The organism is Curtobacterium subtropicum (genome assembly GCF_030362975.1).
GTDB lineage: Bacteria > Actinomycetota > Actinomycetes > Actinomycetales > Microbacteriaceae > Curtobacterium > Curtobacterium subtropicum.
Map to the genome: position 1 here is coordinate 24,912 of NZ_JAUCMM010000012.1, position 25,628 is coordinate 50,539.

27 protein-coding genes are annotated in these 25,628 nt (G+C 73.0%); 10 read left to right on the forward strand and 17 right to left on the reverse strand.

Translation table 11 applies throughout. The features are described 5' to 3' along the window. Window positions 1–50: 50 nt before the first annotated feature. The 3 genes from QUG98_RS14375 to galU all read right to left on the reverse strand — a co-directional run bounded on the left by QUG98_RS14375 (window position 51) and on the right by galU (window position 2,953). Window positions 51–1,184 carry a hypothetical protein gene (locus QUG98_RS14375; RefSeq protein ID WP_289471217.1) on the reverse strand — a complete coding sequence of 378 codons (1,134 nt, stop codon included), beginning with the start codon at window positions 1,182–1,184 and terminating at the stop codon, window positions 51–53. A 129-nt stretch (window positions 1,185–1,313) separates the two neighbouring features. Next, complete coding sequence (locus tag QUG98_RS14380) at window positions 1,314–1,973, reverse strand: GNAT family N-acetyltransferase (protein ID WP_289471218.1); 660 nt, start codon at window positions 1,971–1,973, stop codon at window positions 1,314–1,316. Window positions 1,974–2,062: 89 nt separating this feature from the next. Then, on the reverse strand, window positions 2,063–2,953 hold the full coding sequence (gene galU, locus QUG98_RS14385; RefSeq protein WP_289471219.1) for a UTP--glucose-1-phosphate uridylyltransferase GalU: 891 nt from the start codon (window positions 2,951–2,953) through the stop codon (window positions 2,063–2,065). Between the two features lie 113 nt (window positions 2,954–3,066). Between galU and QUG98_RS14390 the strand changes: the two genes are divergently transcribed. From QUG98_RS14390 to mscL, 3 genes are read left to right on the forward strand one after another with little or no spacing between them, the layout of a single operon-like run. Beyond that, window positions 3,067–3,651 (forward strand): 5-formyltetrahydrofolate cyclo-ligase, encoded by a 585-nt coding sequence (locus QUG98_RS14390; protein ID WP_058729913.1) that lies wholly within the window; start codon window positions 3,067–3,069, stop codon window positions 3,649–3,651. Between the two features lies 1 nt (window position 3,652). Next, the gene (locus QUG98_RS14395; RefSeq protein ID WP_289471220.1) at window positions 3,653–3,943 is read left to right on the forward strand and encodes an FmdB family zinc ribbon protein; all 291 of its coding nucleotides are present in this window, start codon (window positions 3,653–3,655) and stop codon (window positions 3,941–3,943) included. Window positions 3,944–3,999: 56 nt separating this feature from the next. Continuing rightward, window positions 4,000–4,500 (forward strand): large conductance mechanosensitive channel protein MscL, encoded by a 501-nt coding sequence (mscL, locus tag QUG98_RS14400; RefSeq protein ID WP_289471221.1) that lies wholly within the window; start codon window positions 4,000–4,002, stop codon window positions 4,498–4,500. Between the two features lie 120 nt (window positions 4,501–4,620). On the opposite strand, the gene QUG98_RS14405 is transcribed toward mscL, so the two are convergent. Then, a complete protein-coding gene (locus QUG98_RS14405; RefSeq protein WP_289471222.1) occupies window positions 4,621–5,205 on the reverse strand; it encodes a CDP-alcohol phosphatidyltransferase family protein in 585 nt (194 codons plus the stop codon). Window positions 5,206–5,637: 432 nt separating this feature from the next. Continuing rightward, on the reverse strand, window positions 5,638–9,336 hold the full coding sequence (locus QUG98_RS14410) for an AAA family ATPase (RefSeq protein ID WP_434533451.1): 3,699 nt from the start codon (window positions 9,334–9,336) through the stop codon (window positions 5,638–5,640). 242 nt (window positions 9,337–9,578) lie between these two features. Here QUG98_RS14410 and QUG98_RS14415 point away from each other — a divergent pair, with 242 nt between their 5' ends. The 3 genes from QUG98_RS14415 (at window position 9,579) to QUG98_RS14425 (ending at window position 12,000) form a co-directional block, all read left to right on the forward strand. Further along, window positions 9,579–10,466: an HpcH/HpaI aldolase/citrate lyase family protein gene (locus tag QUG98_RS14415; protein ID WP_175416044.1), complete on the forward strand. Its 888-nt coding sequence runs from the start codon at window positions 9,579–9,581 to the stop codon at window positions 10,464–10,466. Between the two features lie 9 nt (window positions 10,467–10,475). Then, window positions 10,476–10,964, forward strand: a complete 489-nt coding sequence (locus QUG98_RS14420; RefSeq protein WP_289471224.1) for a DUF6264 family protein — start codon at window positions 10,476–10,478, stop codon at window positions 10,962–10,964. A 160-nt stretch (window positions 10,965–11,124) separates the two neighbouring features. Continuing rightward, window positions 11,125–12,000: an aldo/keto reductase gene (locus tag QUG98_RS14425; RefSeq protein ID WP_289471225.1), complete on the forward strand. Its 876-nt coding sequence runs from the start codon at window positions 11,125–11,127 to the stop codon at window positions 11,998–12,000. Between the two features lie 108 nt (window positions 12,001–12,108). Here the strand turns inward: QUG98_RS14425 and QUG98_RS14430 are convergent, their stop codons facing one another. After that, window positions 12,109–12,606 carry a hypothetical protein gene (locus QUG98_RS14430; protein ID WP_289471226.1) on the reverse strand — a complete coding sequence of 166 codons (498 nt, stop codon included), beginning with the start codon at window positions 12,604–12,606 and terminating at the stop codon, window positions 12,109–12,111. A 130-nt stretch (window positions 12,607–12,736) separates the two neighbouring features. Between QUG98_RS14430 and QUG98_RS14435 the strand changes: the two genes are divergently transcribed. Further along, window positions 12,737–13,702: an NAD(P)H-quinone oxidoreductase gene (locus QUG98_RS14435; RefSeq protein ID WP_289471227.1), complete on the forward strand. Its 966-nt coding sequence runs from the start codon at window positions 12,737–12,739 to the stop codon at window positions 13,700–13,702. 6 nt (window positions 13,703–13,708) lie between these two features. Here the strand turns inward: QUG98_RS14435 and QUG98_RS14440 are convergent, their stop codons facing one another. From QUG98_RS14440 to QUG98_RS14470, 7 genes are all read right to left on the reverse strand, one after another. Next, window positions 13,709–14,449, reverse strand: a complete 741-nt coding sequence (locus QUG98_RS14440) for an amino acid ABC transporter ATP-binding protein (protein ID WP_289471228.1) — start codon at window positions 14,447–14,449, stop codon at window positions 13,709–13,711. Then, window positions 14,446–15,324 carry an amino acid ABC transporter permease gene (locus QUG98_RS14445; RefSeq protein WP_289471229.1) on the reverse strand — a complete coding sequence of 293 codons (879 nt, stop codon included), beginning with the start codon at window positions 15,322–15,324 and terminating at the stop codon, window positions 14,446–14,448. Before QUG98_RS14445 ends, QUG98_RS14440 begins: the two co-directional genes overlap by 4 nt. A gap of 4 nt (window positions 15,325–15,328) precedes the next feature. Continuing rightward, window positions 15,329–16,153 carry an ABC transporter substrate-binding protein gene (locus QUG98_RS14450; RefSeq protein ID WP_289471230.1) on the reverse strand — a complete coding sequence of 275 codons (825 nt, stop codon included), beginning with the start codon at window positions 16,151–16,153 and terminating at the stop codon, window positions 15,329–15,331. Between the two features lie 108 nt (window positions 16,154–16,261). Continuing rightward, entirely contained in the window at window positions 16,262–16,756 is a 495-nt protein-coding gene (locus QUG98_RS14455; RefSeq protein ID WP_289471231.1) for a cupin domain-containing protein, read from the reverse strand. Continuing rightward, window positions 16,753–18,192, reverse strand: a complete 1,440-nt coding sequence (locus tag QUG98_RS14460; protein WP_353067857.1) for an amidohydrolase family protein — start codon at window positions 18,190–18,192, stop codon at window positions 16,753–16,755. The genes QUG98_RS14455 and QUG98_RS14460 overlap by 4 nt, the downstream gene beginning before the upstream one ends. Continuing rightward, window positions 18,189–19,934, reverse strand: a complete 1,746-nt coding sequence (locus tag QUG98_RS14465) for an adenosylhomocysteinase (protein ID WP_289471232.1) — start codon at window positions 19,932–19,934, stop codon at window positions 18,189–18,191. The genes QUG98_RS14460 and QUG98_RS14465 overlap by 4 nt, the downstream gene beginning before the upstream one ends. Before the next feature lie 136 nt (window positions 19,935–20,070). Beyond that, on the reverse strand, window positions 20,071–21,021 hold the full coding sequence (locus QUG98_RS14470; RefSeq protein WP_289471233.1) for a PrsW family intramembrane metalloprotease: 951 nt from the start codon (window positions 21,019–21,021) through the stop codon (window positions 20,071–20,073). A gap of 73 nt (window positions 21,022–21,094) precedes the next feature. Between QUG98_RS14470 and QUG98_RS14475 the strand changes: the two genes are divergently transcribed. The 3 genes from QUG98_RS14475 (at window position 21,095) to QUG98_RS14485 (ending at window position 22,456) form a co-directional block, all read left to right on the forward strand. Then, window positions 21,095–21,358, forward strand: coding sequence for a glutaredoxin family protein (locus QUG98_RS14475; RefSeq protein WP_058749273.1), 264 nt, complete (start codon window positions 21,095–21,097; stop codon window positions 21,356–21,358). A 125-nt stretch (window positions 21,359–21,483) separates the two neighbouring features. Next, window positions 21,484–21,759, forward strand: a complete 276-nt coding sequence (locus QUG98_RS14480; RefSeq protein ID WP_058730098.1) for a GlsB/YeaQ/YmgE family stress response membrane protein — start codon at window positions 21,484–21,486, stop codon at window positions 21,757–21,759. A 238-nt stretch (window positions 21,760–21,997) separates the two neighbouring features. After that, a complete protein-coding gene (locus tag QUG98_RS14485) occupies window positions 21,998–22,456 on the forward strand; it encodes a hypothetical protein (protein ID WP_289471234.1) in 459 nt (152 codons plus the stop codon). 34 nt (window positions 22,457–22,490) lie between these two features. On the opposite strand, the gene QUG98_RS14490 is transcribed toward QUG98_RS14485, so the two are convergent. The 4 genes from QUG98_RS14490 to QUG98_RS14505 all read right to left on the reverse strand — a co-directional run bounded on the left by QUG98_RS14490 (window position 22,491) and on the right by QUG98_RS14505 (window position 25,478). Further along, window positions 22,491–23,939 carry an SPFH domain-containing protein gene (locus tag QUG98_RS14490; protein WP_289471235.1) on the reverse strand — a complete coding sequence of 483 codons (1,449 nt, stop codon included), beginning with the start codon at window positions 23,937–23,939 and terminating at the stop codon, window positions 22,491–22,493. Window positions 23,940–24,158: 219 nt separating this feature from the next. Continuing rightward, window positions 24,159–24,986 (reverse strand): NAD(+) synthase, encoded by an 828-nt coding sequence (gene nadE, locus QUG98_RS14495; RefSeq protein ID WP_289471236.1) that lies wholly within the window; start codon window positions 24,984–24,986, stop codon window positions 24,159–24,161. 76 nt (window positions 24,987–25,062) lie between these two features. Beyond that, window positions 25,063–25,230, reverse strand: coding sequence for a hypothetical protein (locus QUG98_RS14500; protein ID WP_161968445.1), 168 nt, complete (start codon window positions 25,228–25,230; stop codon window positions 25,063–25,065). Window positions 25,231–25,349: 119 nt separating this feature from the next. Then, entirely contained in the window at window positions 25,350–25,478 is a 129-nt protein-coding gene (locus QUG98_RS14505) for a hypothetical protein (protein WP_289471237.1), read from the reverse strand. Window positions 25,479–25,628 lie beyond the last annotated feature (150 nt).

Here is a 25,628-nt window from a genome sequence, read left to right on the forward strand (position 1 = left end):
CGGCTCGCCACGTCCGGGCGCGCCGCGTCCCGGGAGCCCCGAGCGTCGCGTCAGACCGCGCGGCGACGACGCATGATCGCGTCGAGGTCGGTCTGCTGGTAGGCCTCGTCGTCGATGACGCCCATCCCGGCCCAGCGGCTCGGAGCCGCGGGCTGCTCGGGCTCCGACGCCGACGGCGTCTCGGCCGCAGCGGGAGCCGGAGCCGCCGCAGGAGCGTGGACGCCGGGGCGCGCCGCAGCGGCGGGGGCGCGCAGGCCCAGGCGCTCCGCCAGCCGGCCCTGGTCGTGTGCGGACAGCGACGCGGCCGCCTCCTCGACGTCGGAGCGCATCCGCGACACCCGCGCGAGCGTCGGGTCGGTCTCCCCCGCCCGGATCGCAGCCGCCTCGGCCTCGGCCTCGGCCTTCGCCTCGGCCACGCGCTCACGCAGCCGCGCAGCCAGCTCGGCCGACGACTCCGGCGACGCCGGCGGTGCGGCCGGTCGCTCCACGTACAGCGGCTTCGGCACGCGGGCCGGGGTCCAGCTCCGGTCGCGCGCGGGCTCCGCGGACTGCTCGGTGGACAGCGGCGGTGCCGGGTCCGTCCAGGTGGTCGCCGGCCGGGAGGCGCGGGTCGCCTCCGCAGCACCGGCCGCGGCACGCGCCTTCCGCGCCTGCGCCACCTGGTGCAGCTGCGCGAGGACGGCTGCGGACCCACCGGCCGCCACGAGCCCGGCGACGCCGACGAGCCAGGCCCCGGGCGCCGCGACGAACACGACGACCGCGACGACGACGCCGAGCGTGCCGAACAGGGTCGCCCCGAGCCGGGAACGACGCATCCGCATCGCGGTCAGCGCGGGCACCGAGGACGCCCGCTCGAGCTTCGGCTGCTGCTCCGCGAGCCGTCGGGTGATCTCACGCTGCCGGGCGGCCTCGTGCGCGCGGACGATCGCGGCGCGCTTCGCTTCCTCGGACCGGGCGACCCGCTGCGCCTCGGCCAGGGACTTCGCGTTCATCTCGACCCGGACCTCGTCGGGGAGCTCGGCGGTCTGCGCGAGGATGCGCAGGGTCTGCTGCAGCCGGATCGCGTTGCGTTCGGTGGCGAGGTACTGCCGTCGAGCCGCCCACGACGGCATGAGGTAGACGACCCAGAGCACGGCCGCGATGAGCAGGACGATGCCGCCGCCCCAGGAGCCGATACCTGCCATGGGGACACGGTAGGGGTGCACGTTCCCCGGACGGCCCATTGCCGGACGCGTGTTGCGCGAGTCGCGACGGAATCCGCGGGCGGTGGGTCGTGCCTCCCGGACGGTGCGCGGGTGTGACGGGGCGGACCGTCAGGTGCGCGGCCGGGTGTCGAGCGGTGTCGCCGCCTCGTCGCGGGCGGAGTCGGGGACGCTCCCGACACCCGGCGGCACCCGGCCGGCGACCCAGCGGTCGAGGACGCCCTCGCGCACCTCCTCCGCCACGAGGGCGAAGCAGAAGTGGTCGCGCCAGTCCCCGTTGATGTGGATGTACCGGCGGCGCAGGCCCTCGTAGCGGAAGCCGAGCTTCTCGACGACGCGCAGGCTCGGCGCGTTCTCCGGCCGGATGCAGATCTCGATGCGGTGGATGCCGACCACGCGGAAGCAGTGGTCGACGGCCATGGCGACCGCGATCGGAGTGACGTTGTGTCCGGCGGCGCCCTCGACCACCCAGTAGCCGATGGACGCACTCGCCAGCGATCCGTAGCTGATGCCGGACACGTTGAGCTGGCCGACGAAGCGGCCGTCGAGCTCCATCGCGAACGGCAGACCGAGCCCGGCGCGGGCGTTCGCCTGCAGCGCGCGGATGCTGCCCCGGACGTCGGTGGAGACGTGTCCGGAGGGGTTGGTGGCCTCCCACGTGCGCAGCCACGAGCGGTTCGTCGCGAGGGCGACGTCGAGGTCACGGGTGTCGCGGAGCCGGAGGGGCCGGATGGTGACCCGCCCGTGGGACAGGGTCGGGATCGTCGTCATCGCTGTGGTTCCTCCGGTGCCCGGCGGTCGGCCGGGTGGACGCACGAACGGGCCCGGGGCGGACCCCGGACCCGTTCGTGACGGGGTGGCTACTCTCCCGCGTTGAAGTCCTTCAGCCAGGCCTTGAGGTCCGGGCCGAGGTCGTCGCGGTCCGAGGCGAGCTGCACGATCGCCTTGATGTAGTCCAGCTTGTCACCGGTGTCGTACCGGCGTCCACGGAACACGACGCCGTACACGCCGCCGGTCCACTCCTCGGCGCCCGCCATCTTCATGAGCGCGTCGGTGAGCTGGATCTCGCCGCCCTTGCCCGGCTCCTGCTTCTCGAGGACGTCGAAGACCTCGGGACGGATGACGTACCGGCCGATGATGGCGAGGTTCGAGGGGGCTTCGCCCTGCGGGGGCTTCTCGACCAGGCCGGTGATCTTCACGACGTCGTCGGTGTCGGTCTCCTCGACGGTCGCGATGCCGTACATGTGGGTCTGCGAGGCGGGGACCTCGAGCAGCGCGACGACCGTGGCGTTCTTCTCGCCCTGGACCTCGATCATGCGCTGGAGCAGCGGGTCACGGGCGTCGATGATGTCGTCGCCGAGCAGCACGGCGAACGGCTCGCGGCCGACGTGCATCTTCGCGCGGAGGACGGCGTGGCCGAGACCGAGCGGGTCGCCCTGGCGGACGTAGTGCATGTCGGCGAGGTCGGTCGACTGGTTGACCTTCTGGAGCTTCTCGTGGTCGCCCTTCTTCTTGAGGGTCTCCTCGAGCTCGGCCACGTGGTCGAAGTGGTTCTCGAGCGCGTTCTTGTTGCGCCCGGTGATCATCAGGACGTCGGTGAGGCCGGCGTTCACGGCCTCCTCGACCACGTACTGGATCGCCGGCTTGTCGACGACGGGGAGCATCTCCTTCGGCATCGCCTTGGTCGCGGGGAGGAAGCGCGTGCCCAGCCCTGCCGCCGGGATCACCGCCTTCGAGATCTGGAAACCCATGTGAGCGAACGTACCGGACGGCCGCTGGGCCGGGACATGGGCCTTTCGGGGGACACGGCATCGCGCGAGCCACGGCGGGAAGCCGCAAACCCGCGCTCGGTAGACTCCCGGCCATGACCGCCGACCTCGGGAACGAGAAGCGCGCCCTGCGAGCCGAGCTCCGGCAGCGGCGGCGCACCCGGACCACGACGGAGCGCGACACCGACACGACCGCCCTGACCGCGACACTGCAGCGGTTCGTGGAGGAACGGCAGGTCCGCTCGCTCGCGCTCTACCTGTCGGCGCCCGACGAGCCCGACGTCCGCCCCTTCCTGCGGTGGGCACACGAGCAGGGTGTCCGGGTGCTCCTGCCGATCACCCGCGAGGACGGCCTGCTCGACTGGGCCGTCGGCGACGGGGTGTCGGAGCAGCAGGGCCTGCACGGCATGCCGGAGGTCGTCGGCGAGGTGCTCTCCCCGCTCGCCCTCGGGGACGTCGACGCGATCCTGACCCCGGCGGCGGCGGTCGGCCACGACGGGTGCCGGATGGGCTGGGGCCGCGGCTACTACGACAAGACGCTCGGGTCGATGGCGAACCGGCCGCCCGTCTATGCTGTGATCTTCGACGCGGAGTACCTCGACGAGGTCCCGCGCGAGGCCCACGACGAACCCGTCGACGGCATCATCACGCCGTCGCGCATCATCACCTTCCGGAGCTAGGGTGCCCACCTACTCGTACCGCTGCACCGAGTGCGACAACGCCTTCGACGTCAAGCAGTCGTTCTCCGACGCCACCCTCACCGAGTGCCCCGTGTGCGGCGGCGCCCTGCGCAAGGTGTTCTCGCCGGTGGGCGTGACCTTCAACGGCGGCGGCTTCTACCGCACCGACTCGCGGTCGGCACCCAAGGCCGAGGGGTCGGCGGCCTCGTCCTCCTCGACGTCGTCGTCCTCGTCGTCGTCGAGCACACCGGCGAAGTCCGAGTCGAAGCCGGCCGCGCCCAGCGCCTCCTGACGAGGGCTCGTCCCCGTCGGTACGGTGGGGTCTCCTCGACACGGAAGGAGGCTCACGTGAAGGGCTTCAAGGAGTTCCTGCTGCGCGGGAACGTCATCGACCTGGCGGTCGCGGTCGTCATCGGTGCGGCGTTCACCGCGATCGTCACGACCATCGTGAACGCGCTCATCAACCCGCTCATCGGCGCCGTCTTCAACGCGTCGAGCCTGGACAAGGCGCTGATCGTCTCGATCCCGACGGTCTCCGGTGGGTCGGCCGACATCCTGTTCGGCGCGATCATCGGTGCCGTCCTGAACTTCGTGATCGTCGCAGCGGTCGTGTACTTCGCGCTCGTCGTCCCCGTCAACCGCCTGAAGAAGCTCGCGTTCGAGCGGGTGCAGCAGAACGAGGAGCAGACGCCGCAGGACGTCCCGCCGACGGACGTCGAGGTGCTGCTCGAGATCCGCGACCTGCTCCGCACCCAGGACGGCGCCGCGACGACGTCGGGCGGCGGAGCGCACGTCGCCCCGTCCACGGCGCCCGAGGGACCGGGGATCAGCGGCTCGACGAAGCTCTAGCCTCGGTCGTACCGAACCACGGAACCGACATCGAACCAGCCCCCGGGGTTGGTTCGATGTCGGTTTCCTGGTTCGACGGGGCAGGAGGGCGCCGGCCGAACTCCCGCGGCCGGCCGGGCGTCAGGCGGTGCGGGCGACCGTGCGGTGCTTCGCGGCGAGGGCCGTGGCGTACTGCACGCCCGCGACCACGTGGCCGATCGTGCCCGCCCAGACGAACACGAGCGCGAGCACGCGGATCCAGTCGTGCTCCGACGCCCAGGACGTCGACGAGAACAGCAGCAGCGGCAGCCCGACGAAGAGGAGTGCCGATCGGACCTTGCCGGTCCAGGTGACGTCGAGGTCCGGGTTGCCGCGGAACCACAGGCCGGACAGCAGCGCCAGCACCGCGTCGACGACGACGATGATCGCGACGCTCGGCCACGGCAGCAGCCCGACGAGGACGAGCGAGAGCACGATCGCGATGATCGCCAGCCGGTCGGCGATCGGGTCGAGGGCCTTGCCGAGCTCCGAGCCCTGGTCGAACCGACGTGCGATGAAGCCGTCCGCCCAGTCGCTGACGCCGAGGACGACGAGCGTGACGAGCGCCCACCCAGGGTGCCCGGACACGACGAAGCCGATGAACACCGGGATGAGCAGGAAGCGCACCAGCGTGATCAGGTTCGGCCACGTCTGCCAGTCGGGTCGCTGCCGCGTGGTGTCAGTCATCGCCCCCAGGCTACCCGTCACCAGTGTGGGGGCACGTCGCGCAGGAGCTGGGCGTCGTTCTCGCCGTCGCGGTGGCGGGCCGGTCCCGGGGCCGGTGAGGGGTCGCTGCCCGGCGCCGGCTGGGTGGTGACGCGCCGGTTCCGGCGAGTCGGGCCTCCCGGCCGGGCCGCCGGTCCGTCCACCCCGTCGTCCGGATCGCCGTCCGGATCCGTGCTCGCGTCTGCCGCTGCGTCTGCCGCTGCGACTGCTCCTGCGGACGACGCGGAGCGGACGGGAGGCGCGACCGGCGCCGCGTCGTCGGCCCGCGTCCACGTGCCCACCAGCTGGTCCGTCTCCGGCGTCACCGGTCCGGCCGCGCGGGATGCGCGCCGGGACCCGCTCACCGGCGGGCGGGGCCCGACGCGGGCACGCTGGGACCGAGATCCGACGTGCTCACCGGCGGGCGGGGATCGGAGGGATCGAGATCTCCTGGGTCGCGCCGCGGTCGACACCGAGCACCGACGCCACCGTGTCCGCGACCCGGTCCGGGTCGGAGAACAGCTGGAAGGCGTGCACGCGCACGTAGTGCCACCCGAGGCGACGCAGCACCTCGGGGCGGAGCCGCAGCGACTCACGCAGCGAGCCACGGACGAGCGACGCATCGGTCTCGATCGTCACGCAGACGCCGCCGTGCGCCGCGACCAGGCCGAGCTTGCCGCGGTGCCCGAGCGCGACCGGGATGCCGCGCATCTCGAGGCGTCGGGCGAGGTCGACGAGCAGCGGGTCGGAGTCGTCCGGCACGTACTCGGCGGTGGTGCGGGCACGGACCTCGGCGAGGATCTCGGCCAGCGCGACGGTGCCGTGGCCCATCCGCTCGGCCTCGATGTCCGACGGCTGGAAGCACGTGACGATGACCATCGAGCGTCGGGCCCGGGTCATCGCGACCGCGAGCAGGCGCTCCCCGCCCGGCTTGCCGAGCGGACCGAAGTCGCGCAGCACACGGCCGTGCGGGGTCCGGCCGTAGCCGATGGAGAACACGACGCGGTCGCGGCTCTGCGCCACGGACTGCTCGAGCGTCGCGACGATGAACGGCTCGGCGCGGTCGCCGATGACGAACTCGGTCAGGTCCTTGTGGCCCTGCGCCGCGGTGAGGACGGCCTGCTCGACGCGGACCGCGTGCTTCGCCGAGGCCGTGATCACCATGAGCGACTCGGTCGGGCGGGTGCGGGCGTGCTCGGTGACGAGCCGGACGACGCGGTCCACCTCGGCGTCGACGCTCTCGACCGCTCCCGAGTCGGGGTCCGGCACGGCCTTGCCGTCGCTGACGTAGTCGATCGCGATCGAGCCGTGCCCGAGGAACGAACCGGCCCACGGCAGCGACTCGATGCGGCCGCCGTAGAAGCGCCGGTTCACGAGCTCGGCGAGGTCCTCGCCGCCGGCGCGGTACGACCGCGTGAGCGACAGGGTCGGCAGGAGCGTCGAGAGCTTCGCGAGCGCGGAGTCGGCGTGCAGGGCGTCGAGGGTGCCCTCGTCCACCTGCAGCGCCCGGCGGTCGGGGTCGACCGCGGTCCGGAACGGCGACGGCGTCTGCGTCACCGGGTCCCCGAACACGACGGTCTGACGGGCACGACGGACGGCGCCGACGGTCTCGGCGATCGTGACGGCCCCGGCGTCGACGAGGATCACCGTGTCGAACGGCATCGTGTCGGCGATCTCGGGGACCTCGTACGGCGAGGCGAGCCACACCGGGGCGATCGACCGGGACAGGTGCGGCGCGGAGTCCTGCAGCAGGCGCGAGGTGATCGCGCCCTCCTTGAGCTGCGTCTTCAGCGCCGTGGCCTCGTCCGGCCAGTCGACGAGCCCGACCTTCCAGTTCTCGGCGAGCTGCCACGCCAGGCCCTGGGAGACCCCGGCGGCGTGGGCGTCGTCGACGAGCCGGAAGTCGGCCTCGACCCGGTCGAGCATGTCGGTGTTGCCGCCGAGCAGCGCCCGGTCGGACTCGAGCATCGTCTCGAGCGCGGACTGCCACCAGGCGAGCTCGAGCTCGGCCGGCACCTGGGTGTCCGGCACGTGCCGGTTCGCCAGGTCGGTGATGAGCGGCTCGAGCTGGAGGTCGCGCAGGGTCTGCATGAGCTCGGTGCGCTCCTGCAGGTTGTGCAGGACGTCGGACTCCTCGGCCAGGCGCGCGATCGTCGGCACGAGCTCGTCGATCGGCAGGTTCGCCAGCTGCTCCTCGCGTGCGGTCCGGCCGAGCGGTTCGTCCAGGCGTGCGAGGTCCTGCACGACGTTCGAGAAGAGCACCTGCACGTCGCCGATGCCCGTGGGCACCTCGGGGTTCACGCCGGCGGCGACGTACCGCTGCCAGAGCACGCGCTGCTGCTGCACGCGGGTGAGTGCCTCGTGCAGGTCGGAGACGTGCACGCCCGGGCGGACGTACTCGCGGGCGAGCTTCTTCAGCCGACGACGGTTCGTCGACGACATCGGGGCGCCCTCGCCGCGCGGGGCGGTCGCGGCGACGAGCTCGGACACCGAGCGGTCGAAGACGACGGGCAGGAAGCGGTCGAGGGTGTCCCGGATCTCGGTGAGGAGGCGGAGGTAGATGCCGAGCTCGTTGATCGTCGTGAACTGCCGCATGTGCGTCGACGCCACGAGGTCGTGCGCCCGGCGCAGCAGCGTCGGCAGCCCGTCGGCGTCGAGGTCCTTCGCGGTCTTGTGCGCCCGCTGCGCGCCGTCGCTCGAGCCGAACTTCGCGCCGTACCAGGGCGAGTCGTCGGGGCCGTAGCGGAACTCGCCGAGGTTCGCGGCGCTGACCATCGTCTCGGCGACGCGCGAACGCCCCTCGACCATGCTTGTCACGGACCGCTTCGACAGCCGCGCGGTCGTCGACGGCGGCACGGGCAGCAGCGACAGGCGCGAGAGCTCGACCAGGCAGTCGAGCACCGAGACGCCGAAGTCCGGGTCGACGCGGGTCAGCGAGCCGCGGTAGTCGGTCAGGACCTTGCGGAGCCGGACCAGGGCGTCGTCGACCTCACGGAGGTTCGGACGCGCGGCCTTCTCGTTCCGCGCGATGGCCCGGACGACGTCGCGGCGCAGGGTGCCCGGCGTCACGGCGACGCCCGGCAGCTGGACCTCGGCGAACCGTGCGGCGATGCCCCGCAGGGTCGCCCGGCGCGGACTCACCACGAGCACGCGCTTGTTCGCGGCGACCAGGCCGCCGAGCGCGTTGACGATCGTCTGCGTGCCACCGGTGCCCGGCAGGGTCTTCACCACGATCGAGTTCCCGGCCGTGATCTGCGCGATCACGTTCTCCTGCTCGTCGTCGGCGTCGAGCAGCAGCGTGTCGGTCTCCGGGCTGCGCTCGTCCGACGGCGTCTGCTCGACCGGGTGGTACGACTGCTCGACCTGCCACTTCGCGCTGGGGTTGCCGGCGAGGGCGTCGAGCACCGGGTGGGACAGGTCGCCGGTGTCCTCGACCATGCCGCTGGCGACCTCGGCGAAGGTCGAGACGACCAGGCGCGCGTGCACCGAGAAGCCGGGGATGTGCGCGGTCAGGCCACGCAGGCGGTCGATGACCGGGTTCGGCGTGAACGAGCCGTCCTGCTGGGCGAGCGCGACGAACGACTGCGCGTCGAGGATGACGCCGTACTGCTCGTGCAGGGCGTCCGCGAGACCCGGGTTGAGCACGGGCTCGCCGAGCAGCCGGACCTCGAAGTCGCGGCCGTGCCGACGGATCGCGAGCGGGCGGAGCAGCACCGGCCCGCGGAAGTGCTCGTCGCCGTGCTGCCAGTCGGCCATGCCGATGCCGAGCTTCACCGCGTCGATGCCCCGGACCGTCGCGAGCTCGGTGCCCTTCGCCTCGACCTGGGCGGCGGCGACACGCGCGGCGCGCAGCGCGACCTCGTCGCGGATCAGGCTCGACAGCAGGGTCGTCTTGCCGGTGATGAACTGCGCGAGCCCACCCGGGTGCGTGGTCGACAGCTCGATCCGGGCGCGCGGGTGGTCGCTGAAGTGGGTCAGCGGGCTGGCGCCGCCGACGCCGGTCAGCTGTGTCCGCCAGGCGTCCCACGTGGGCTCGGCAGCGTTGCCGGCCTGGAGGCGCGGGTCACCCAGGCTGATCGCCTGCGGGCTCGTGAGCTGCAGTTCCGGGCGCAGGGTGCGGTCCGGCTCGTCGGTCCGGTCGCCCTCCCGCTGCTCGCGCCCGCCCGCGGGCGCGTCGGCGCCCTGGACGGGGACGTCGTCATCCGCGTCGTCCGCGCCGTCGGTCACCCTGTCTCGCCACACATCCGACACTGTAGGCGGAAGCGGGCGGCCTCCCTGGCAATGACCCGACGTTTCCGGCTTTCCGTGCGGGCCCGGCACCTCGTCCGACCAGCCGGTGTGGTACCAACGTGGACATGGCCATCGACGACCGCACCGCCCCGTCCGCCCCCGCACCCTCGTCGGCCCGGCCGGACCGGCGCCGGTCGGTCCCCGCCGAGATCTCCCGGTCGTGGCTCCTGGTCCCCGGCACCGCGGCCGACCGCTTCGAACGGGCCCAGCGGTCGCGCGCCGACCAGATCATCCTCGACGTCGAGGACGCCGTCGACCCCGCTGCGAAGCCGGGTGCCCGCACGACCGTCGCGTCGTGGCTGGCCGGCGGCGGCGAGGCCTGGGTCCGGATCAACGACGTGACGACGGAGTTCTGGGCGGACGACGTCGAGGAGCTCCGCGGGCTCCCCGGCCTGCAGGGCGTGATGCTCGCGAAGACCGAGTCACCGGCGCAGGTCACCGACACGTGGCACCGGCTCGGCGGCCACACCCCGGTGATCGCCCTGGTCGAATCGGCGCTCGGCATCGAGGAGGCGACGTCGATCGCGAGGGCCCAGGGCGCGTTCCGCCTGGCGTTCGGCTCGGGTGACTACCGCCGCGACACCGGTACCTCGGCCGACACGCTCGCCATGGCCTACCCGCGCTCACGGCTCGTCGTGGCCTCGCGCGTGGGCGACCTGCCCGGCCCGATCGACGGCCCCACGGTCGGCTCGGCGCACGCCATCCTGCGCGAGCAGTCCCAGGTGGCGGTGTCCCTCGGCCTGACCGGCAAGCTCTGCCTCGACACCGAGCAGCTGCCCGTCATCAACGAGGTCATCTCCCCCACGCCGACCGACGTCGCGTGGGCGCAGGACTTCCTCGACGACTTCGAGGCACGCGGGCAGGTCATCCGCGACGGCTCCGACCTGCCGCGACTCGGCCGCGCGCAGAAGATCCAGCGGCTCGCCCAGGCGTTCGGCGTCGAGGCGCGGTAGACCGGTCGCATGACCTGGTCGCACCCGTCTCCGCCGTCCGACCCGTCGCAGCCCGGACCGTCGCAGTCCGGCCCGGGCAGCACCGAGCGCGCCGAGTGGGCCCGCGGCGGCACGACGCTGTTCCCCGCCGGCCGCGTCGCCGACCGGGTGTCGACCGTGCTGCTGCTCGTGGCGGGTGCCCTGCTGACGCTCCTCACCCTGGTGGTCGGGATCATCGCGGTCGTCTCGGCCACCTCGGGCTGCGACGCGGCCACCGGGTGCTCACCCGGCCGGTTCCTCGGCGGAGCGGCGATCGCGGTCGGTGGTTCGTTCGTGATCGGGGTCGCCACGGTCGTGCTCGCGGTCGGTGCGTGGGTGCGCCGTCGCACGTCGTGGTGGATCGCCGCCCTCGGTTTCGTCCTGGCGATCGTGGTCGTCACCTGGGGCGGTGTCGTCTTCGCGCAGGCGACCGACCCGGTGACGGGAACCGACCAGGTCACCGCACTGCCGCTGCACTAGCCGCACACCCGCCGGACGGGAGGCGCGGGGCGGGCCCGGCCACGGGCCTCCCGTCCGCCCCGTCCCACCGAACGGTGGTGCGCACGCTGTCCCATCGGCGCACGCTGTCCCATCGGCGCACGCTGGGCGCTGTGCCGACCCGTCAGCGCATGCTGGGCGCATGAAGCAACGAGTCATCGGAGACGTGTCGGTCAGCGCGATCGGGCTGGGCGGCATGCCCATGTCCATCGAGGGGCGGCCCGACGAGCGGCAGTCGATCGCGACCATCCACGCGGCACTCGAGGCCGGCGTGACGCTCATCGACACCGCGGACGCCTACCACCAGGCCGCGAAGGACGAGGTCGGGCACAACGAGGAACTCATCGCGAAGGCGATCCGTGCGTTCCACGGCGACACCGACGCGGTGCTCGTCGCCACGAAGGGCGGGCACCTGCGGCCGGAGCCGGGCGCGTGGGCGCAGGACGGCCGACCGGAGTACCTGAAGGAGGCCGCGAAGGCCTCGGCGAAGCGGCTCGGTGTCGACGCCGTCGGGCTGTACCAGTTCCACCGGCCGGACCCGTCCGTGCCGTACGCGGACTCGGTCGGTGCGCTCGCGGAGCTCCTCGACGAGGGCGTGATCCGGATGGCCGGCATCTCGAACGCCGACCCCGACCAGATCCGCGAGGCGAACGAGGTCCTCGGCGGGCGTCTGGCGTCGGTGCAGAACCAGTTCTCGCCGGCGTTCCGGTCGAGTGAGCCGGAGCTCGAGCTCTGCGACGAGCTCGGCATCGCCTTCCTGCCGTGGAGTCCCCTCGGCGGCATCGCGAAGGCGGCCGACCTCGGGACCGCCTACGAGGACTTCGCCGTGATCGCCCGGGAGCGCGACGTGTCCCCGCAGGTCGTGGCGCTGGCGTGGGAGCTGCAGAAGAGCGACGTGGTCATCCCGATCCCGGGGGCGTCGCGGCCGCAGTCGATCCTGGACTCGGTCGTCGCGGCGACGGTGAAGCTCCGCGACGAGGACGTCGCCCGGCTGGACGCGGCCCGTCCGGCGGCCTGAGGCGCTCCTCCGCCTGCACGACGACGCCCCGCCCACCGATCGGTGGGCGGGGCGTCGTCGTGCCGGTGCGGTGCGACGGTCGACCGCGGCGGCGTGGCGCTGCGGTCGTCAGGAGGTGCAGGCCTGCTGGAACTCGGTCCCCGCGTCCTGGACCTTCTGCGTCGTCGCCGAGAACGCGGAGAGGTCCGCCGAGCCCGGGTCCGCCGTGATCGCCTTGATCTGCGTCAGCATGTCGGTGTACGCCGACCGGAAGGCCTCTGCCTTCGGCTTGACGTCCGCGTTCTGCACGGCGTCGACGCCGTCGGACAGCGACTGGTCGAACTCCTCGAGCTTCGCCACGGCGGCCTGCGGGTCCGACTGCAGTTCAGTGACCTGCGACTGCAGGCCCTCCGCGGCGTCCTCGACCTTCGACTGGAACGCGGTGCATGCCTCGGACTTGCTCTGGGACGCGGCCTGCGGTGCTGCGGAGCTCGGCGCAGCGGACACGGCCGAACCGGCTCCGTCGGAGCCCTCGGAGCCCGCGCTCCCGGAGCCGCTGTTCGAGCAGCCGGCGAGCAGTGCGACGGCGAGTGCCGCGGTCGCGACGGCGATGGTCTTCCTGGACATGGATGTCCCCCCTGGTCGTGTCCGCGCCACGGAACGTCGCGGATCGGCACCGACGGTACACGGCGCGCGTCGCCCCCGACGTCCGCGGGCCGCTCCGAGGCGTCCCGTGCCGGGGCGTACGGTCGATGGAATGCAGGCGATCACGGCACACGACGGCGGACTCCGACTCGACGAGCACCCGGACCCGGTGGCGGGCCCCGGCGAGGTCCTGGTCGAGGTGGCCGCTGCCGGGGTGAACAACGCCGACCTGCAGCAGGTCGCGGGCAACTACCCGCCGCCGCCCGGGGCGTCCGAGGTCCTGGGACTCGAGGTCTCCGGCACCGTCCGCGCGCTCGGCGACGGCGTGGACGGGTTCGCCGTGGGCGGCCGGGTGTGCGCCCTGCTCTCCGGTGGAGGCTACGCGACGATGGTGGCGGTCCCGGCGGCCCAGGTGCTGCCCGTGCCCGACGGGGTGGACCTGGTCGAGGCCGCCGGGCTCCCCGAGGCAGCGTGCACGGTGTACTCGAACGTGGGGATGATCGCGGGGCTCCGGCCCGGGCAGACCCTGCTCGTGCACGGTGGCACCGGTGGCATGGGCTCGCACGCGGTCGTGTGGGCGAAGGCGCTCGGGGCCCGGGTGATCGCGACGAGCGGCGGGGAGCGGAAGGTGCGGGCGTCCGAGGCGCTCGGCGCGGACCTCGTGGTGGACCACCGCACCGAGGACTTCGTCGAGCGGGCGCTCGACTTCACCGACGGCCGCGGCGTCGACGTCGTGCTGGACGTCGTCGGCGCCGACTACCTGGCGAAGCACCTCGAGGTCCTGGCCCCGAACGGGCACATCGCCGTGATCGCCGCCGGCAGCGGTGCGAAGGGCGAGCTCGACTTCGGCGCGATGATGCGGAAGCGCGCGACCATCAGCGCCACCACGCTCCGAGCCCGTCCGCTCGACGAGAAGGCCGCGATCGTCGCCGCCGTCCGCGAGCACGTCTGGCCGCTCGTCGCCGAGGGCAGCGTGCGGCCGGTCGTCGACTCGGTCGTCCCGCTCGCTGAGGCGGCCGAGGCACACCGCCGGGTCCGCGACGGCGAGGTGATCGGCAAGGTGCTCCTCGCCGTGTGACCCGGGTCAGGCGTGGACGCGGGAGAGGAACTCGACGAGCGCCGGGTGCTGCGGCCGGTCGAGCACGTCGGCCGGAGCGCCCTGCTCGACCACCTCGCCGCGGTGCAGGAACACGATGCGGTCGGCGACGTTCCGGGCGAAGGACATCTCGTGCGTCGTCATCAGGATCGTGGCGCCCTGCTCCTTGAGCTCACGGACGAGGTCGAGCACCTCGCCGACGAGCTGCGGGTCCAGGGCACTCGTCACCTCGTCGAGCAGCAGGAGCTCCGGCGACGTCGCGATCGCCCGGACGACGGCCACGCGCTGCTGCTGCCCGCCGGAGAGCCGGTCCGGGTAGGCGTCGGCGAACTCGGCCAGGCCGATGCGCTCGAGCAGTCGGCGGGCAGTCGCCTCGGCCTCGGCCCGCGCGATGCCGTGCACCCGACGGGACGCGAGCGTGACGTTGTCGAGCACGCGCATGTGCGGGAACAGGTTGAACTGCTGGAAGACGACCCCGATCCGGGCTCGGGTGGCGTCGACGTCGGTCCGCGGATCGGCGATGTCCGTCCCCTGGAGCAGGATCTCGCCGTCGTCGATGCCCTCGAGCAGGTTCACCGTCTTGAGCAGCGTCGACTTGCCGGAGCCGGACGCCCCGATGACGCAGATGACCTCGTGGCGGTGCACGGTCAGGTCGATCCCCCGCAGGACCTCGTGCTCGCCGAACGTCTTGCGCAGCCCGCGCAGTTCCAGGACCACCGACTCGCTCACACCGTCCCCCCGATCTGCTCGCGGCGCTGCTGTCGGCGCGCGATCGCGTCCGTCACCCGGATGAGCGGGAGGCTGATCACGACGAACAGCAGTCCGGCGACCAGGTACGGCGTGAAGTTGTAGGTCTCGGCCTGCGCGATCTGCGCGCTGCGCACCGCGTCGACGGCACCGAGGATGGACACCAGCCCCACGTCCTTCTGCATCGACACGAAGTCGTTCATGAGCGCCGGGGTGACCTTGCGGATCGCCTGCGGCAGCACGACGAGCCGCAGCGTCCCGGCGTGCGACAGGCCGAGCGACCGGGCGGCCAGACGCTGGGACGGGTGCACGGCCTCCATGCCGGCCCGCAGCACCTCGGCGACGTAGGACGAGTAGGTCAGCACGATCGCGATCGTGCCCCAGACCTCCGGGGGCTGCCGCGGGACGATGCCGAGCCCGGGGATGCCGAACCCGACCAGGTACAGCACGATGATGAGCGGCAGCCCGCGGAACAGGTCGGTGTACGCGGTGGCGAGCACCCGCAGCGGGAAGAACACCGGGTTCCGCAGGCCGCGCACGACCGCCAGCAGGGTCCCGAGCACCGCGACGCCGATCGCGCTGAAGAACAGGATCCGGATGTTCAGCCAGAGCCCGAGCAGGACGGCCGGGAGCGTGTCGACCGCGGTCTGCGGGTCGAAGAACGACTGCTGCACCGCAGCCCAGCCGGGTGTGTTCACGACGCCGAGCCAGACGACGGCGATCACGACGAGCGTCGAGACGACCGACACGACGACCGAGCGACGGCCGCGCTGCCGACGGTAGAGCCGTCGCTCCAGCTCGACCTGGCTCGGTGCGGGAGCGGTCACCGGTGCACCGGCGCCTGCTGGGACGGTCACCGGGCTACTCCAGGACGGGGGTGTTCGTCGCCGAGGAGAGCCACTTCGTCTGCAGGGCGGCGAGCGTGCCGTCCTGCTCGAGCTTCGCGAGCGCCTCGTCGACCTTGCTCGTCAGCGCGGAGCCCTTCGGCAGCACGAAGCCGAACTGGTCGCCGGAGCCGTCCTCGGGGAACTGCGCGGACACCCTGCCGTCGTCGAGCTGCGCGGCGGCCATGTAGAAAGCCGTCGGCAGGTCGGTGACGATGGCGTCGATCTGACCCGACTTCAGCGCCAGCACCGCGTCGTCGTTCGAGTTGAAGACCTGCGGGGTGACGCCGAGCACGTCCTTCACCGAGGTGATGCTCGTCGAGCCGGCGGCGACGCCGATGGTGTCGCCCTTCAGCGCGGCGACCGTGGTGTCCTTCGCGGCCTTCGACCCCGACGTCGTCACGACGGCCTGGGTCGTCGTGTAGTACGGCGTGGACATGTCGACGGCCTTCTTGCGCTTCGCGTCGATCGAGAACTGCTGGACGTTGAGGTCCCAGTCCTTCGCGCCGGGGGCGATGGCGCTGTCGAAGGTGCTGCGCTTCCAGACGACGTCGCCCTTCGCGTAGCCCATCTCCTTCGCGACGGCGTACGCCACGGCGGACTCGAAGCCCTTGCCGGACTGCGGGTCGTCGTCCTCGACCCAGGGCGAGTACGCCGGCTGGCCGGTCGCGATCGTGAGCTTGCCGTCGGTGACGGTGCCGTCGCTCCCGGTGCTGCTGCCGCCGGCGGAGCAGGCGGCGAGCGCGAGGGCGGCGACCGCGGCGGTGGCGACGGCGAGGGAGAGACGGCGGGTACGGGTCACGGGAGGGCCTTCGTCAGCGGGACAGGACGGGTGGAGCGGGGGCAGGACGCAGTGTACCGGTCACTGGGATACCAGCGCGATGCGGATGACCGCCCGCGACGCCGGTCGCTACGCCATCGTGAAGTCGTCGAACGAGAAGCCCGGCGAGACCATGCAGCTGAGGAGCACCTCGCCGTCTGCGGGCAGGGTGCGCTGCCAGACGCCGCCGCGGACGAAGGCCTGGGCGTCGTGCAGCCGGTGCCGTCCGGCGTCCGGGCCGAGGGTGATCCGGTCTCCGGGCTCCGGGCGGTCACCCGACCCACCGAGCTCGAGCACGACGGTGTCCGGCCCGTGCCACATCCAGATCTCGTCGCTCGTCACGCGGTGCCAGGCCGAGGCCTCGCCGGGGGGCAGCAGGAAGTGGATCAGGGTCGCGGCGGGGCGCTCGCCGGCCGGGATCTCGACGGTCGACGGCGAGGTCCACGTGCGGACGTACCAACCCCCCTCCGGGTGGGGGTCCATGCTGAGGGCGGCGGCACGCTGCGGGACGTCGAGCCACTCGATCAGCTCGCCGCCGACCGTGCGGCGGGCGACCATGCCGGGGCGGGGTGCGGTGTCGGTCATCGTTCCTCCTGGGGACGGGCGGGGTCGGGGACGGGCGCGGGCGCGACGACCCGGCCGGCAGCGGGCTCGCGCTCCGGCGCGGATGCGGAGCGGGCATCGGGGACGGTCGGGTGCACGACGCCGTCGGTGGCTCGCACGACGCCCCGGACCACGGTCGCGACGGCACGGCCGGCCCCGTCCTCCACGAGTTCGGCGAGCGCGTCGGGCACGGTCCGGGCGTCGACGTCGAACACGGCGAGGTCGGCGCGCGCCCCGACGGCGAGGTGCCCGGTCCGGTCGGGTCCGACCGCCAGCCCCATGGCGTGGGCGCCGCCGAGGGTCGCCGCTGCGAGCAGCCGTTCGTGCAGGTCGCGGTGCGCGTACCCCTGCGCCCGGGCGATGCGGTGGAGCGCCGTCACATCCGCCATCGGGTCGAGGGACGGCGACGACGACAGCGAGTCCGTGCCGATCGCGATCGGGCTGCCCTCGCGCAGGTAGTCCGCGACGGGCGGCGGGTCGAGGCCGATCACGGCGTTGGACCGCGGGCAGAGCGCGACCGCGGTGCCACGTGCCCGCAGCAGCGCCCGGTCGGACGCGGTCACGTACACGCCGTGGGCGATGTGGCAGTCGGGCCCGAGCACGCCCAGGCGGTCGACGAACGCCGTGGCGCTGGCACCGAACCCGAGCGCGCGCATGGCCCGGAAGGACGGCACGTTCGCCAGGTGCCAGTCCGCGGTGTGCCCGACACCGTCGACGCCCTCGAGCCCCGGGACCGGTCCGAGCGCGACCCGCTCCCCCTCGAACGCCGCCTCACCCAGGTGCAGGTGCAGTCGGAGGCCCCGCTGGCGGACGATGTCGGGGAGCTCGAGCAGCGGCGCGACGTCGAGGGAGTACGGCGCGTGCGGCGACAGCCCGGCTCCCGGCGTGGTCGGGATGCGTGCGAGCTCGTCGAGGACCTGGGTGCGCCCGTGGGACTCCCACGCCGCGTTCTCCCAGTCCATGACCTCCCAGTACGCGATGCCGCCGAGACCGTGCCGCTCCAGGACGTCCGCCGCCTCGATGTCGGTCACCACGTCGGCGATGCTCGTGACACCCGCCGCGATCGACGCGACCGCGCCTGCGGACGCCTCGGCCCGCCAGTCGTGCGGGAGCGCGTAGTCCACGTTGAAGGCGGCCGCCCAGTCCTCGAAACCGCTGTACTGCCGCTGGCCGACACCGGACATGCCGGTGTACTGCAGGTGCGTGTGCGCGTTGACGAGGCCCGGCAGGAGCGCACCCCGCCACCGGCGTTCGGTCCACGTGCGCCCGGCTGCGCCGAGCTGGTCGACGACCCAGGACCGGTCACCGACGTGCAGGATCCGTCCGTCCTGCACCGCGACCGCCCCGTCGGCGATCGGCGGCGCCGTCATCGGGACGACGACGCGCGCCGAGTGCACGACGACGGACGGGGCCGTCACCGGGGCGTCCCGAAGCGGTGCGTCCGGACGTCCGGCTCGCGGTCGGCGGGCTGCTCCGCGATCCGGACGGGGCCCACGCCGCCGGTTCCGGGCTGACGCGCCAGCGGCAGACCGGCCGTGCCGGTGGGGAGAGGCGCGACCCGGCTCCCCCAGGCGGCGAGCGCCACCCGGGCGGTCGCCTCGTCCACCGCCGGGTCGACCGGCACGACGGTGCGCGGGAGCTCGTCCCCGTGTTCGAGCAGCATCCGCAGGGCGCCGAGCTGCACCGCGAAGGACAGGTCCATGATCTCGACCGGGTTGCCCTCGGCGGCGCTCGTGTTCACCCCGCTGCCCCCGGCGAGCACGAGCACGTGGTGGCCGTCCGGCCACGTCAGGCGCTCCACGTGCTGCGCCTCGGTCGTCCGGACCGCGCCGGCGTCGGTCGCCGCGATCAGGGCGACCTCGTCGTCGACGCCTCCGGCGACGGACACCACCGCTCCGGCGGCGCAGGCCCGCAGCACCACGTGGTCCACGGTGTCCGCGACCCCGGAGGCGCTCACCACGAGGTCGGCGTCGCGGACCGCGTCGACGAGCGGCGCGACCGCGTGCCCGGCGAAGCGCGCCTGCAGGGCGCGGACCGGGTCGACCTCGGCGACGGTGACCCGGAGACCGAGCGCGACGAGGACCTGGGCGACCCCCTCGCCGACGGGACCGAACCCGGCGACGACGGCGGTGCCTCCAGACCGGACACGGTGCCCGCCCGACGGGAGCGCGTCGACCAGGTCGAGGGTCGCGAACACCGTCGACTGGCCGGTACCGAAGCGGTTGTCGAAGCAGGTCTTGGCGCGGGCGTCGTTCACGGCGACAACGGGGATGCCGAGCGCGCCGCGCTCGGCCATGACGCGCACGGGGCGGAGGCCGCTCGTCGTCTCCTCCGCCGCGCCGAGCATCGTCGGGAGCAGGTCGGGCCGCTCCTGGTGCGCGAGGCGGATCAGGTGCGAGCCGTCGTCGAGGAGCACGTGCGGGCGGGTGTCGAGCATCGCGAGGGCCAGACGGTGCTGCTCGGCGAGCGACGCGGTGCTGTCCGCGTGGACCGGCAGACCGGCGCCGCGGAGCACCTCGGCGACCGCGTCGTCGGTCTCGTCGGCGTGGGCGTACACGACGACCTCGGCGCCCGCGTCTCGCAGGAGCAGGCTGAGCACGGCGGTCTTCGGCTCGAGCACCATCGCGACGCCGACCCTGGTGCCGCGGAGCAGGCCGCCGTCGCGGAGTTCCGCGGCGACCGTGCGGGCGACCGGCATGTGCCGGCGGGCCCAGCGGATGCGTGCCTCGGCGGCCGGGTCGTCCTCGGGTTCCCGTCCCGTGGAGACGAGGAAGACGTCGTCCGACAGCGTCGGGACCGCGAGCACCCCGGGTCGGGCCGGGGCGACCGGGCCGAAGGCGTCCTCGTCGACCGCGGGCGCGTACCGGCCGGCGTCCACGACGACGAGGGTGGCGCCGCGCGGGCGGTCGGCCTCGCGTTCGACGGCGGCCGTCGACTCGTCCGGGTCGCCGAGGCACCAGAGCTGGTCGGTCGCTCCGACGTCCGCGGCTTCGCGTGCACCGAGCCCGGTGAGCAGCGCGACGAGCGCAGCGGCGTCGCGGGGGTCGCCGCCGAGCACACGGACCGCGCGCCCCGCGACGAGCAGGTTCGTCGCCGCGGCGAAGCGGCGGACCGCGGCGGAGGCCCAGGCGGCCCGCTCGGGGTCGGGTCGCTGCGGCATGGGGCCATCGTAGGGGGCGCGGGAGTCCGGCCGGTGTCGTACGGGGAGCCGGGTGTGCCGGGAGTCGCGCGCGGGCGTCTGTCGCGCGCGGTTGGAGCAGGTGCGGTCGGAGCAGGTGCGGTGAGAGCCGGTGCGGTCAGAGCGCGTGCGGCGGCGGGGTCGTCGTCCACACCGGTACGGCAGCGTCACGGTCGTCGAGACCTCGTGCCCGCTCCACCCGTCGGTGGTGCAGGAGCACCGCCACGAGCACGACCACGCCGATCGCGGTCACGACGGCCAGGCCCACCACGTACAGGGTCGTCGCGACGCCGGCGAGACCCGGCGGGACCGCCCCCGCGGCCGCGGCGGAGAGCGGCGTCCCGGTGAGGACGAACGCGAGCAGCGTCGAGAGGGTCCCGTTGCTGTCCCACAGCCCGTGCAGCACCGCCGCGACGACGTAGGCGCCGGGGATCCACCACGACCAGCGGAACCGGGCGCCGCCCCGGGCCGCACCGAACAGCACCGCGCCGATGATCGCCGTCCAGAGCACGTGTCCGACCGGGGACAGGACAGCACGGATCACCTCGGTCTGCAGCAGGGAGTACAGGTCGATGCCGCGCTGGGTGATCGCCGCGTTGAAGGCGTAGCCCGCGGACTCGAAGGCGGCGAACCCCGCGCCGACGGTCGCACCGAGCAGGGCTCCCTGCCGCGCGGACTTCGGCCGGACCCGCCACCCGACGACGAGGAGCAGGACGGCCTTGACGAACTCCTCGACGAATCCGACGAGCACGAAGACGAAGGCGTCCTGGCGCAGGTCGGCCTCGAGCAGGGACGCGCCGAGCACGCCGAGAATCCCGCCGACGAAGAACGCCGTGACGAGCTGCATCGTGCTCACGGTGCCCGTCACCCGTTCGATGACGAAGAGCACGACGGTGAACGGGACGAGGAAGCTGCCGAGCAGGATGATCGTCGGCACGAGGTTCGTGTTGCTCGTCACGACGGTGACGACGATGGTGGCTGCCCACAGCACGAAGCCGGCGAGCAGGGTCTTCCACCACCAGCCGTGGCGGTGGTGCGGGTGGACGGCGCCGTCCGTCATCGCGGTCATGGCGCCATCGTGCTCCCCTGCGCGGGAGTCGGTCGCGGGAATGTCCGGCCGCCGTCCGACGTACTGTACGGACATGACTGATGCGACGTTCGACAAGGTGACCATGTTCGGCGCGGACTGGTGCCGCGACTGCCGACGGTCGAAGGCGCTCCTCGACCGGCTCGGCGTCGACTACGACTACGTGGACGTCGAGGCCGACCTGTCCGCAGCCGACCGTGCCGAGGCGATCAGCGGTCGGAAGAACATCCCCGTCGTGGTGCTGCCGAACGGCAAGCACTTCGTGGAGCCCTCGGACGCCGAGCTGCAGGCCGAACTCGAGGCCACCGGCGCGGTCTGACCGCCACCCGGGCCTGTAACTCCGCGCAGGCTGTGAACATGCTGGGGACAACCGGAGTTCAATCGGGGCCGACCACGACCGCGGACACCCCCGGACCGCGGCGAGTCTGACCCAAGGAGGACCCCGTGCTCGGTCTCATCATCAGCCTCATCATCATCGGCCTCATCGCCGGCGCCCTCGCCCGGCTCATCATCCCCGGCAAGCAGCAGATGTCGATCCTCATGACGATCGTGCTCGGCATCATCGGATCGTTCGTCGGTGGCTTCCTCGGCTTCCTGATCTTCCAGCACGACCCGATGGACGGCTTCTTCCAGCCCGCCGGCATCATCGGCTCGATCATCGGTGCCGTCATCGTGCTGTTCCTCTACACGCGCTTCGCTGGTCGGGGTGCGCGCCGCTGATCGGCTGCGCGCACCGCTGACCGACGTGGGGGCGTCGGGCACGCTGGACGAAGGACCCCGGACCGTCAAACGGTCCGGGGTCCTTCGTCGTCCTCCATCGCGACGACGGGCACGGCCACGGCCACGGCCACGAGCACGGCACGCCGCGTCCGAGCACGGATGAGGCAGGGCGGCGAGGGGTGGGGGGGGGGACAGCGGGCTGACGGCCGCACATCGCCCGGGGCGTAGCGTCCCCGCTATGACCGACGAGAACGAACGCCCCCGTCCCGAGGACGACGCCGCACGGCTCGGACTCGTCGTCGTCGGCGAGGCCGCCGCCCTGCACGCCGGGGACGACGCCTCGCTCGACGCCAGCGAGGAGAACATCCGCGAGACCGTGGACAGCATGGTCGACGAGCCCTTGACGCCCCGGCAGGAGGAGGTCGTCGAGCGACTCGCATCAGCTGGCGGGACGCTCACGGCCGGACTGAGCGGAGCGCTCGCGGCCAAGACCGGCGGGAACGTCGAGGACGTGCTCGAGGGCGCGGCGCGCAGTGTCGTGTGGCAGCAGCGCCTGGCCGCCGAGCGGGATGCGCTGCAGGGGCAGCCGCAGGAGTCGCCCGACGACGGGCGTTGCGACGACACCCGCGGCGACGTCCGCGAGGACGCCGGCACCCAGCAGCGACACCACGACGACGACGGGCGCGACCGGGGCTGACCCCGAGCGCGCCCGCCCGCACGAACCCTCGGCGTCAGTCGACCGGTGCGGCGTCCTGTTCGCGTGCGACCGCCCGGGCAGCGGCCTGGCCGGTCGTCGTGCTCCTGACGATGTCGCTCAGCGTGAAGCCGGCGGTGGTCCCGAGCAGCGCGTCGACCTCGCTGAACTGGCTCACCACGTTCTTCGACAGGGCACCGGCACCGTCCGAGGACACCACGGTGAGCTTGTCGATGTTGCTCATCGGGGCGGCGAGCTCGCGGGCGATGCTCGGCAGGGTCTCGATCGCCTTGACCCGCAGCACCGCCTCGGAGTGCTGCGCGAGAGCGTCGGCCTGCGCCTTGGTCGCGTCGGCCTCGGCCTGACCCTTCGCGCGGATGGCGTCGGCGGCCGCCTCGCCCTCGGCACGCGAGGCGTCGGCGGCGAGCTTGCGGGCCTCGGACTCGGCCTGCGCCTCGGCCGCGACCGCCTCGGCCGAGATGCGGCGGGCCTCGGCCTGGGCACGGGCCGTCTCGACCTGGGCCGCCGCAGCGGCCTCGGCCTCGACGCGGGTCTTCCGGGCGTTCGCCTCGGCCACCGCCGTGACCTCGGACTCGAGCTCGGCGCGGCGGAGCTCGGCGCGCTTCTGCGCGGTGATCTGTTCCTGCTCGACCACGCCCTGCGACGCCCGCGCCTGGGCGAGCGGACCCGCCGCAGCCGCCTCGGCCGATGCACGGTCGGCGTCGAGCTGCAGCGCTGCACGACGGATGGCCAGGGTGTTCTCGGCCTCGGCGATCGCCTGGTCCGCGGTCGCCCGGGCCTCGCGCGCCTCGCGGTCGGCCTGCGCCTCGGCGTTCTCGGCCTCGAGCCGGACGCGGGCGCGCTCGGCGCGACCGAGGTCGCTGATGTAGTCGTTGCGGTCCGAGATGCCCTTGATCTCGAAGGAGTCCACGTCGAGGCCCTGGCTGTGCAGGGCGTCCTTCGCGACGTCGAGCACCGCGACGGTCAGCTGGTCGCGGTTGCGGATGATGGTCGACACGTCCGTCGCACCGATCGAGGCGCGGAGGGACCCGGACAGGACCTCGCGGGCGAAGTCGTCGATCTTCTTCTCCTGGCCGAGGAAGCGCTGCGCCGCGGCACGGATGGAGGCGTCGGCCTCGCCCACCTTGACGAGCGCCACCGCCTCGACGTCGATCGTGACGCCACGGGAGTCCTGCGCGTTCACGTTGATGTCGATGGCCCGCGACGACAGCGAGATCTTCGCCACCCGCTCGAAGAACGGACGGACGAGCACGCCGGCGCCGAGCACGACCTTGATGCCGGACTCGACGGTCTCGGTGCCGTCGGGGTTCCGCACCTTGCGCGAGCGCTTGCCGGTGATGATCAGCGCTTCGTCGGCACCGGCGTTCCGGTAGACGAGCTTGGCGTACACGAGCGCGACCACGGCGAGGACGATGATCCCCGCGATGACCAGCGGGACGGCACCGAGCGCGAGCAGGACTTCCATGATTCCCCCCAGCGGACCCGTCACGGTCGGTCGCGACCGGGATTCCGCACCTGTTGTTCCGTTGCCACCATCCTAGGAGCGGCGGCGTCGCGGACGCAGCCCGTCGACCGGGGCTGTGGAGAACGGAGCGACCGCGCGCTCCTGCCGCAGACGAGACGGGAGGCGCGGTGCAGGGCGGACCTGCACCGCGCCTCCCGGCCGGATCGTGTGCGGACGCGCCTACGCGCCCTGCTGCCACCAGCTGTCGAAGGGAGTGGTGGGGACGCGGCGCTTGTGCTCGGTCGCGCGGTAGCGCGTCTCGATCGCCTCGGCGACCTCGTCCGGCACGTCGTGCCCCTGCAGGTACGCGTCGATCTCGGCGTAGGTCAGTCCGAGGTTCGCCTCGTCGGTCTGTCCGGGCAGGTCGTCGAGCAGGTCGGCGGTCGGAGCCTTCTCGTACAGCCGCGCCGGCGCTCCGAGGTGCTCGAGGAGCTGGCGGCCCTGGGTCTTGGTGAGCCCGGTCAAGGGGGTGAGGTCCACGCCTCCGTCGCCGTACTTCGTGAAGAAGCCCGTCACGGCCTCGGCCGCGTGGTCGGTGCCGACCACGAGCAGGCCGCGCTGACCCGCGACGGCGTACTGCGCGACCATCCGGGTGCGGGCCTTGACGTTGCCCTTGACGAAGTCGCTCAGCGGCACGCCTGCCTCGGTCGTGTCCTGGACCACGCCGTCGACACCGTGCTCGATGTTGACGACGATGCCCGGGTCGGCCGCGATGAACCGCAGCGCGAGCTGCGCGTCCTCCTCGTCGGCCTGCACCCGGTAGGGCATGCGGACGGTGACGAACTCGGCCTCGCGTCCCTCGGCACGGAGGGACTCGACGGCGAGCTGGGTGAGTCGACCCGCGAGCGTCGAGTCCTGTCCACCGCTGACGGCGAGGACGTAGCCCTTCGCGCCGGTGGTGGTCAGGTAGTCGCGGAGGAACCCGACGCGTCGGGCGACCTCCTGCTCGGGGTCGATGGTCGGCTGGACGTCGAGGTCCGCGGCGATGGTGGCTTGGAGTTCACGCACGGCTTCAGTATCCCGCTGCTCGCACGCACCCGTCCGGATTCACCGGGAGCACCCGGCTCGCGTTCACCCGTCCGACTCAGGCGACCGTCGGAGCTGCGGGGTGCCGGATGGTGTTGTCGTGGTCGGTGCCGATCGCGCACGTGCAGACCACGCGCAGCGTCTCGTCGGTCCGGGTGAGCCGGAAGCGCTCGATGTGCGGCGGGCCGATGTGGCGGTCGAACGGGTGGGTGTCGTGGTCGTGCACGTCGGGTCCTCCTGATCCAGGGTCCCGCTGGTGAGACGGGACGGGGGCACGGAGCCCTTGCCGAGGATCATCCGTGCCGGGAGCCGAGTGCGCGAGCCCCCGTCCGGGGGCCGCCGTCGTCAGAGCTGGTCGCCGAGGAAGTCCGCGTACGAGGGCTCGTCGTGCTCCGGCCCCGTGGGCACGGCGGCGTCCGAGGTGCCGCCGACACGATCTGCGATCAACTCAGCGACCTCCTCCGGTGAACGCATGCCGTGACGGTGCCAGTCCTCGGTGGGGCGGGGCGTCACGAGAGCACCTGCAGGGTCGTGGCGGCGAAGGTGGAGGCGGCGGTGCGGGTGTGACCCGCCGAGAAGTCGCGGTGCGCGGGGCACGGGTACGTGGCGGTCATGAGGACCAGC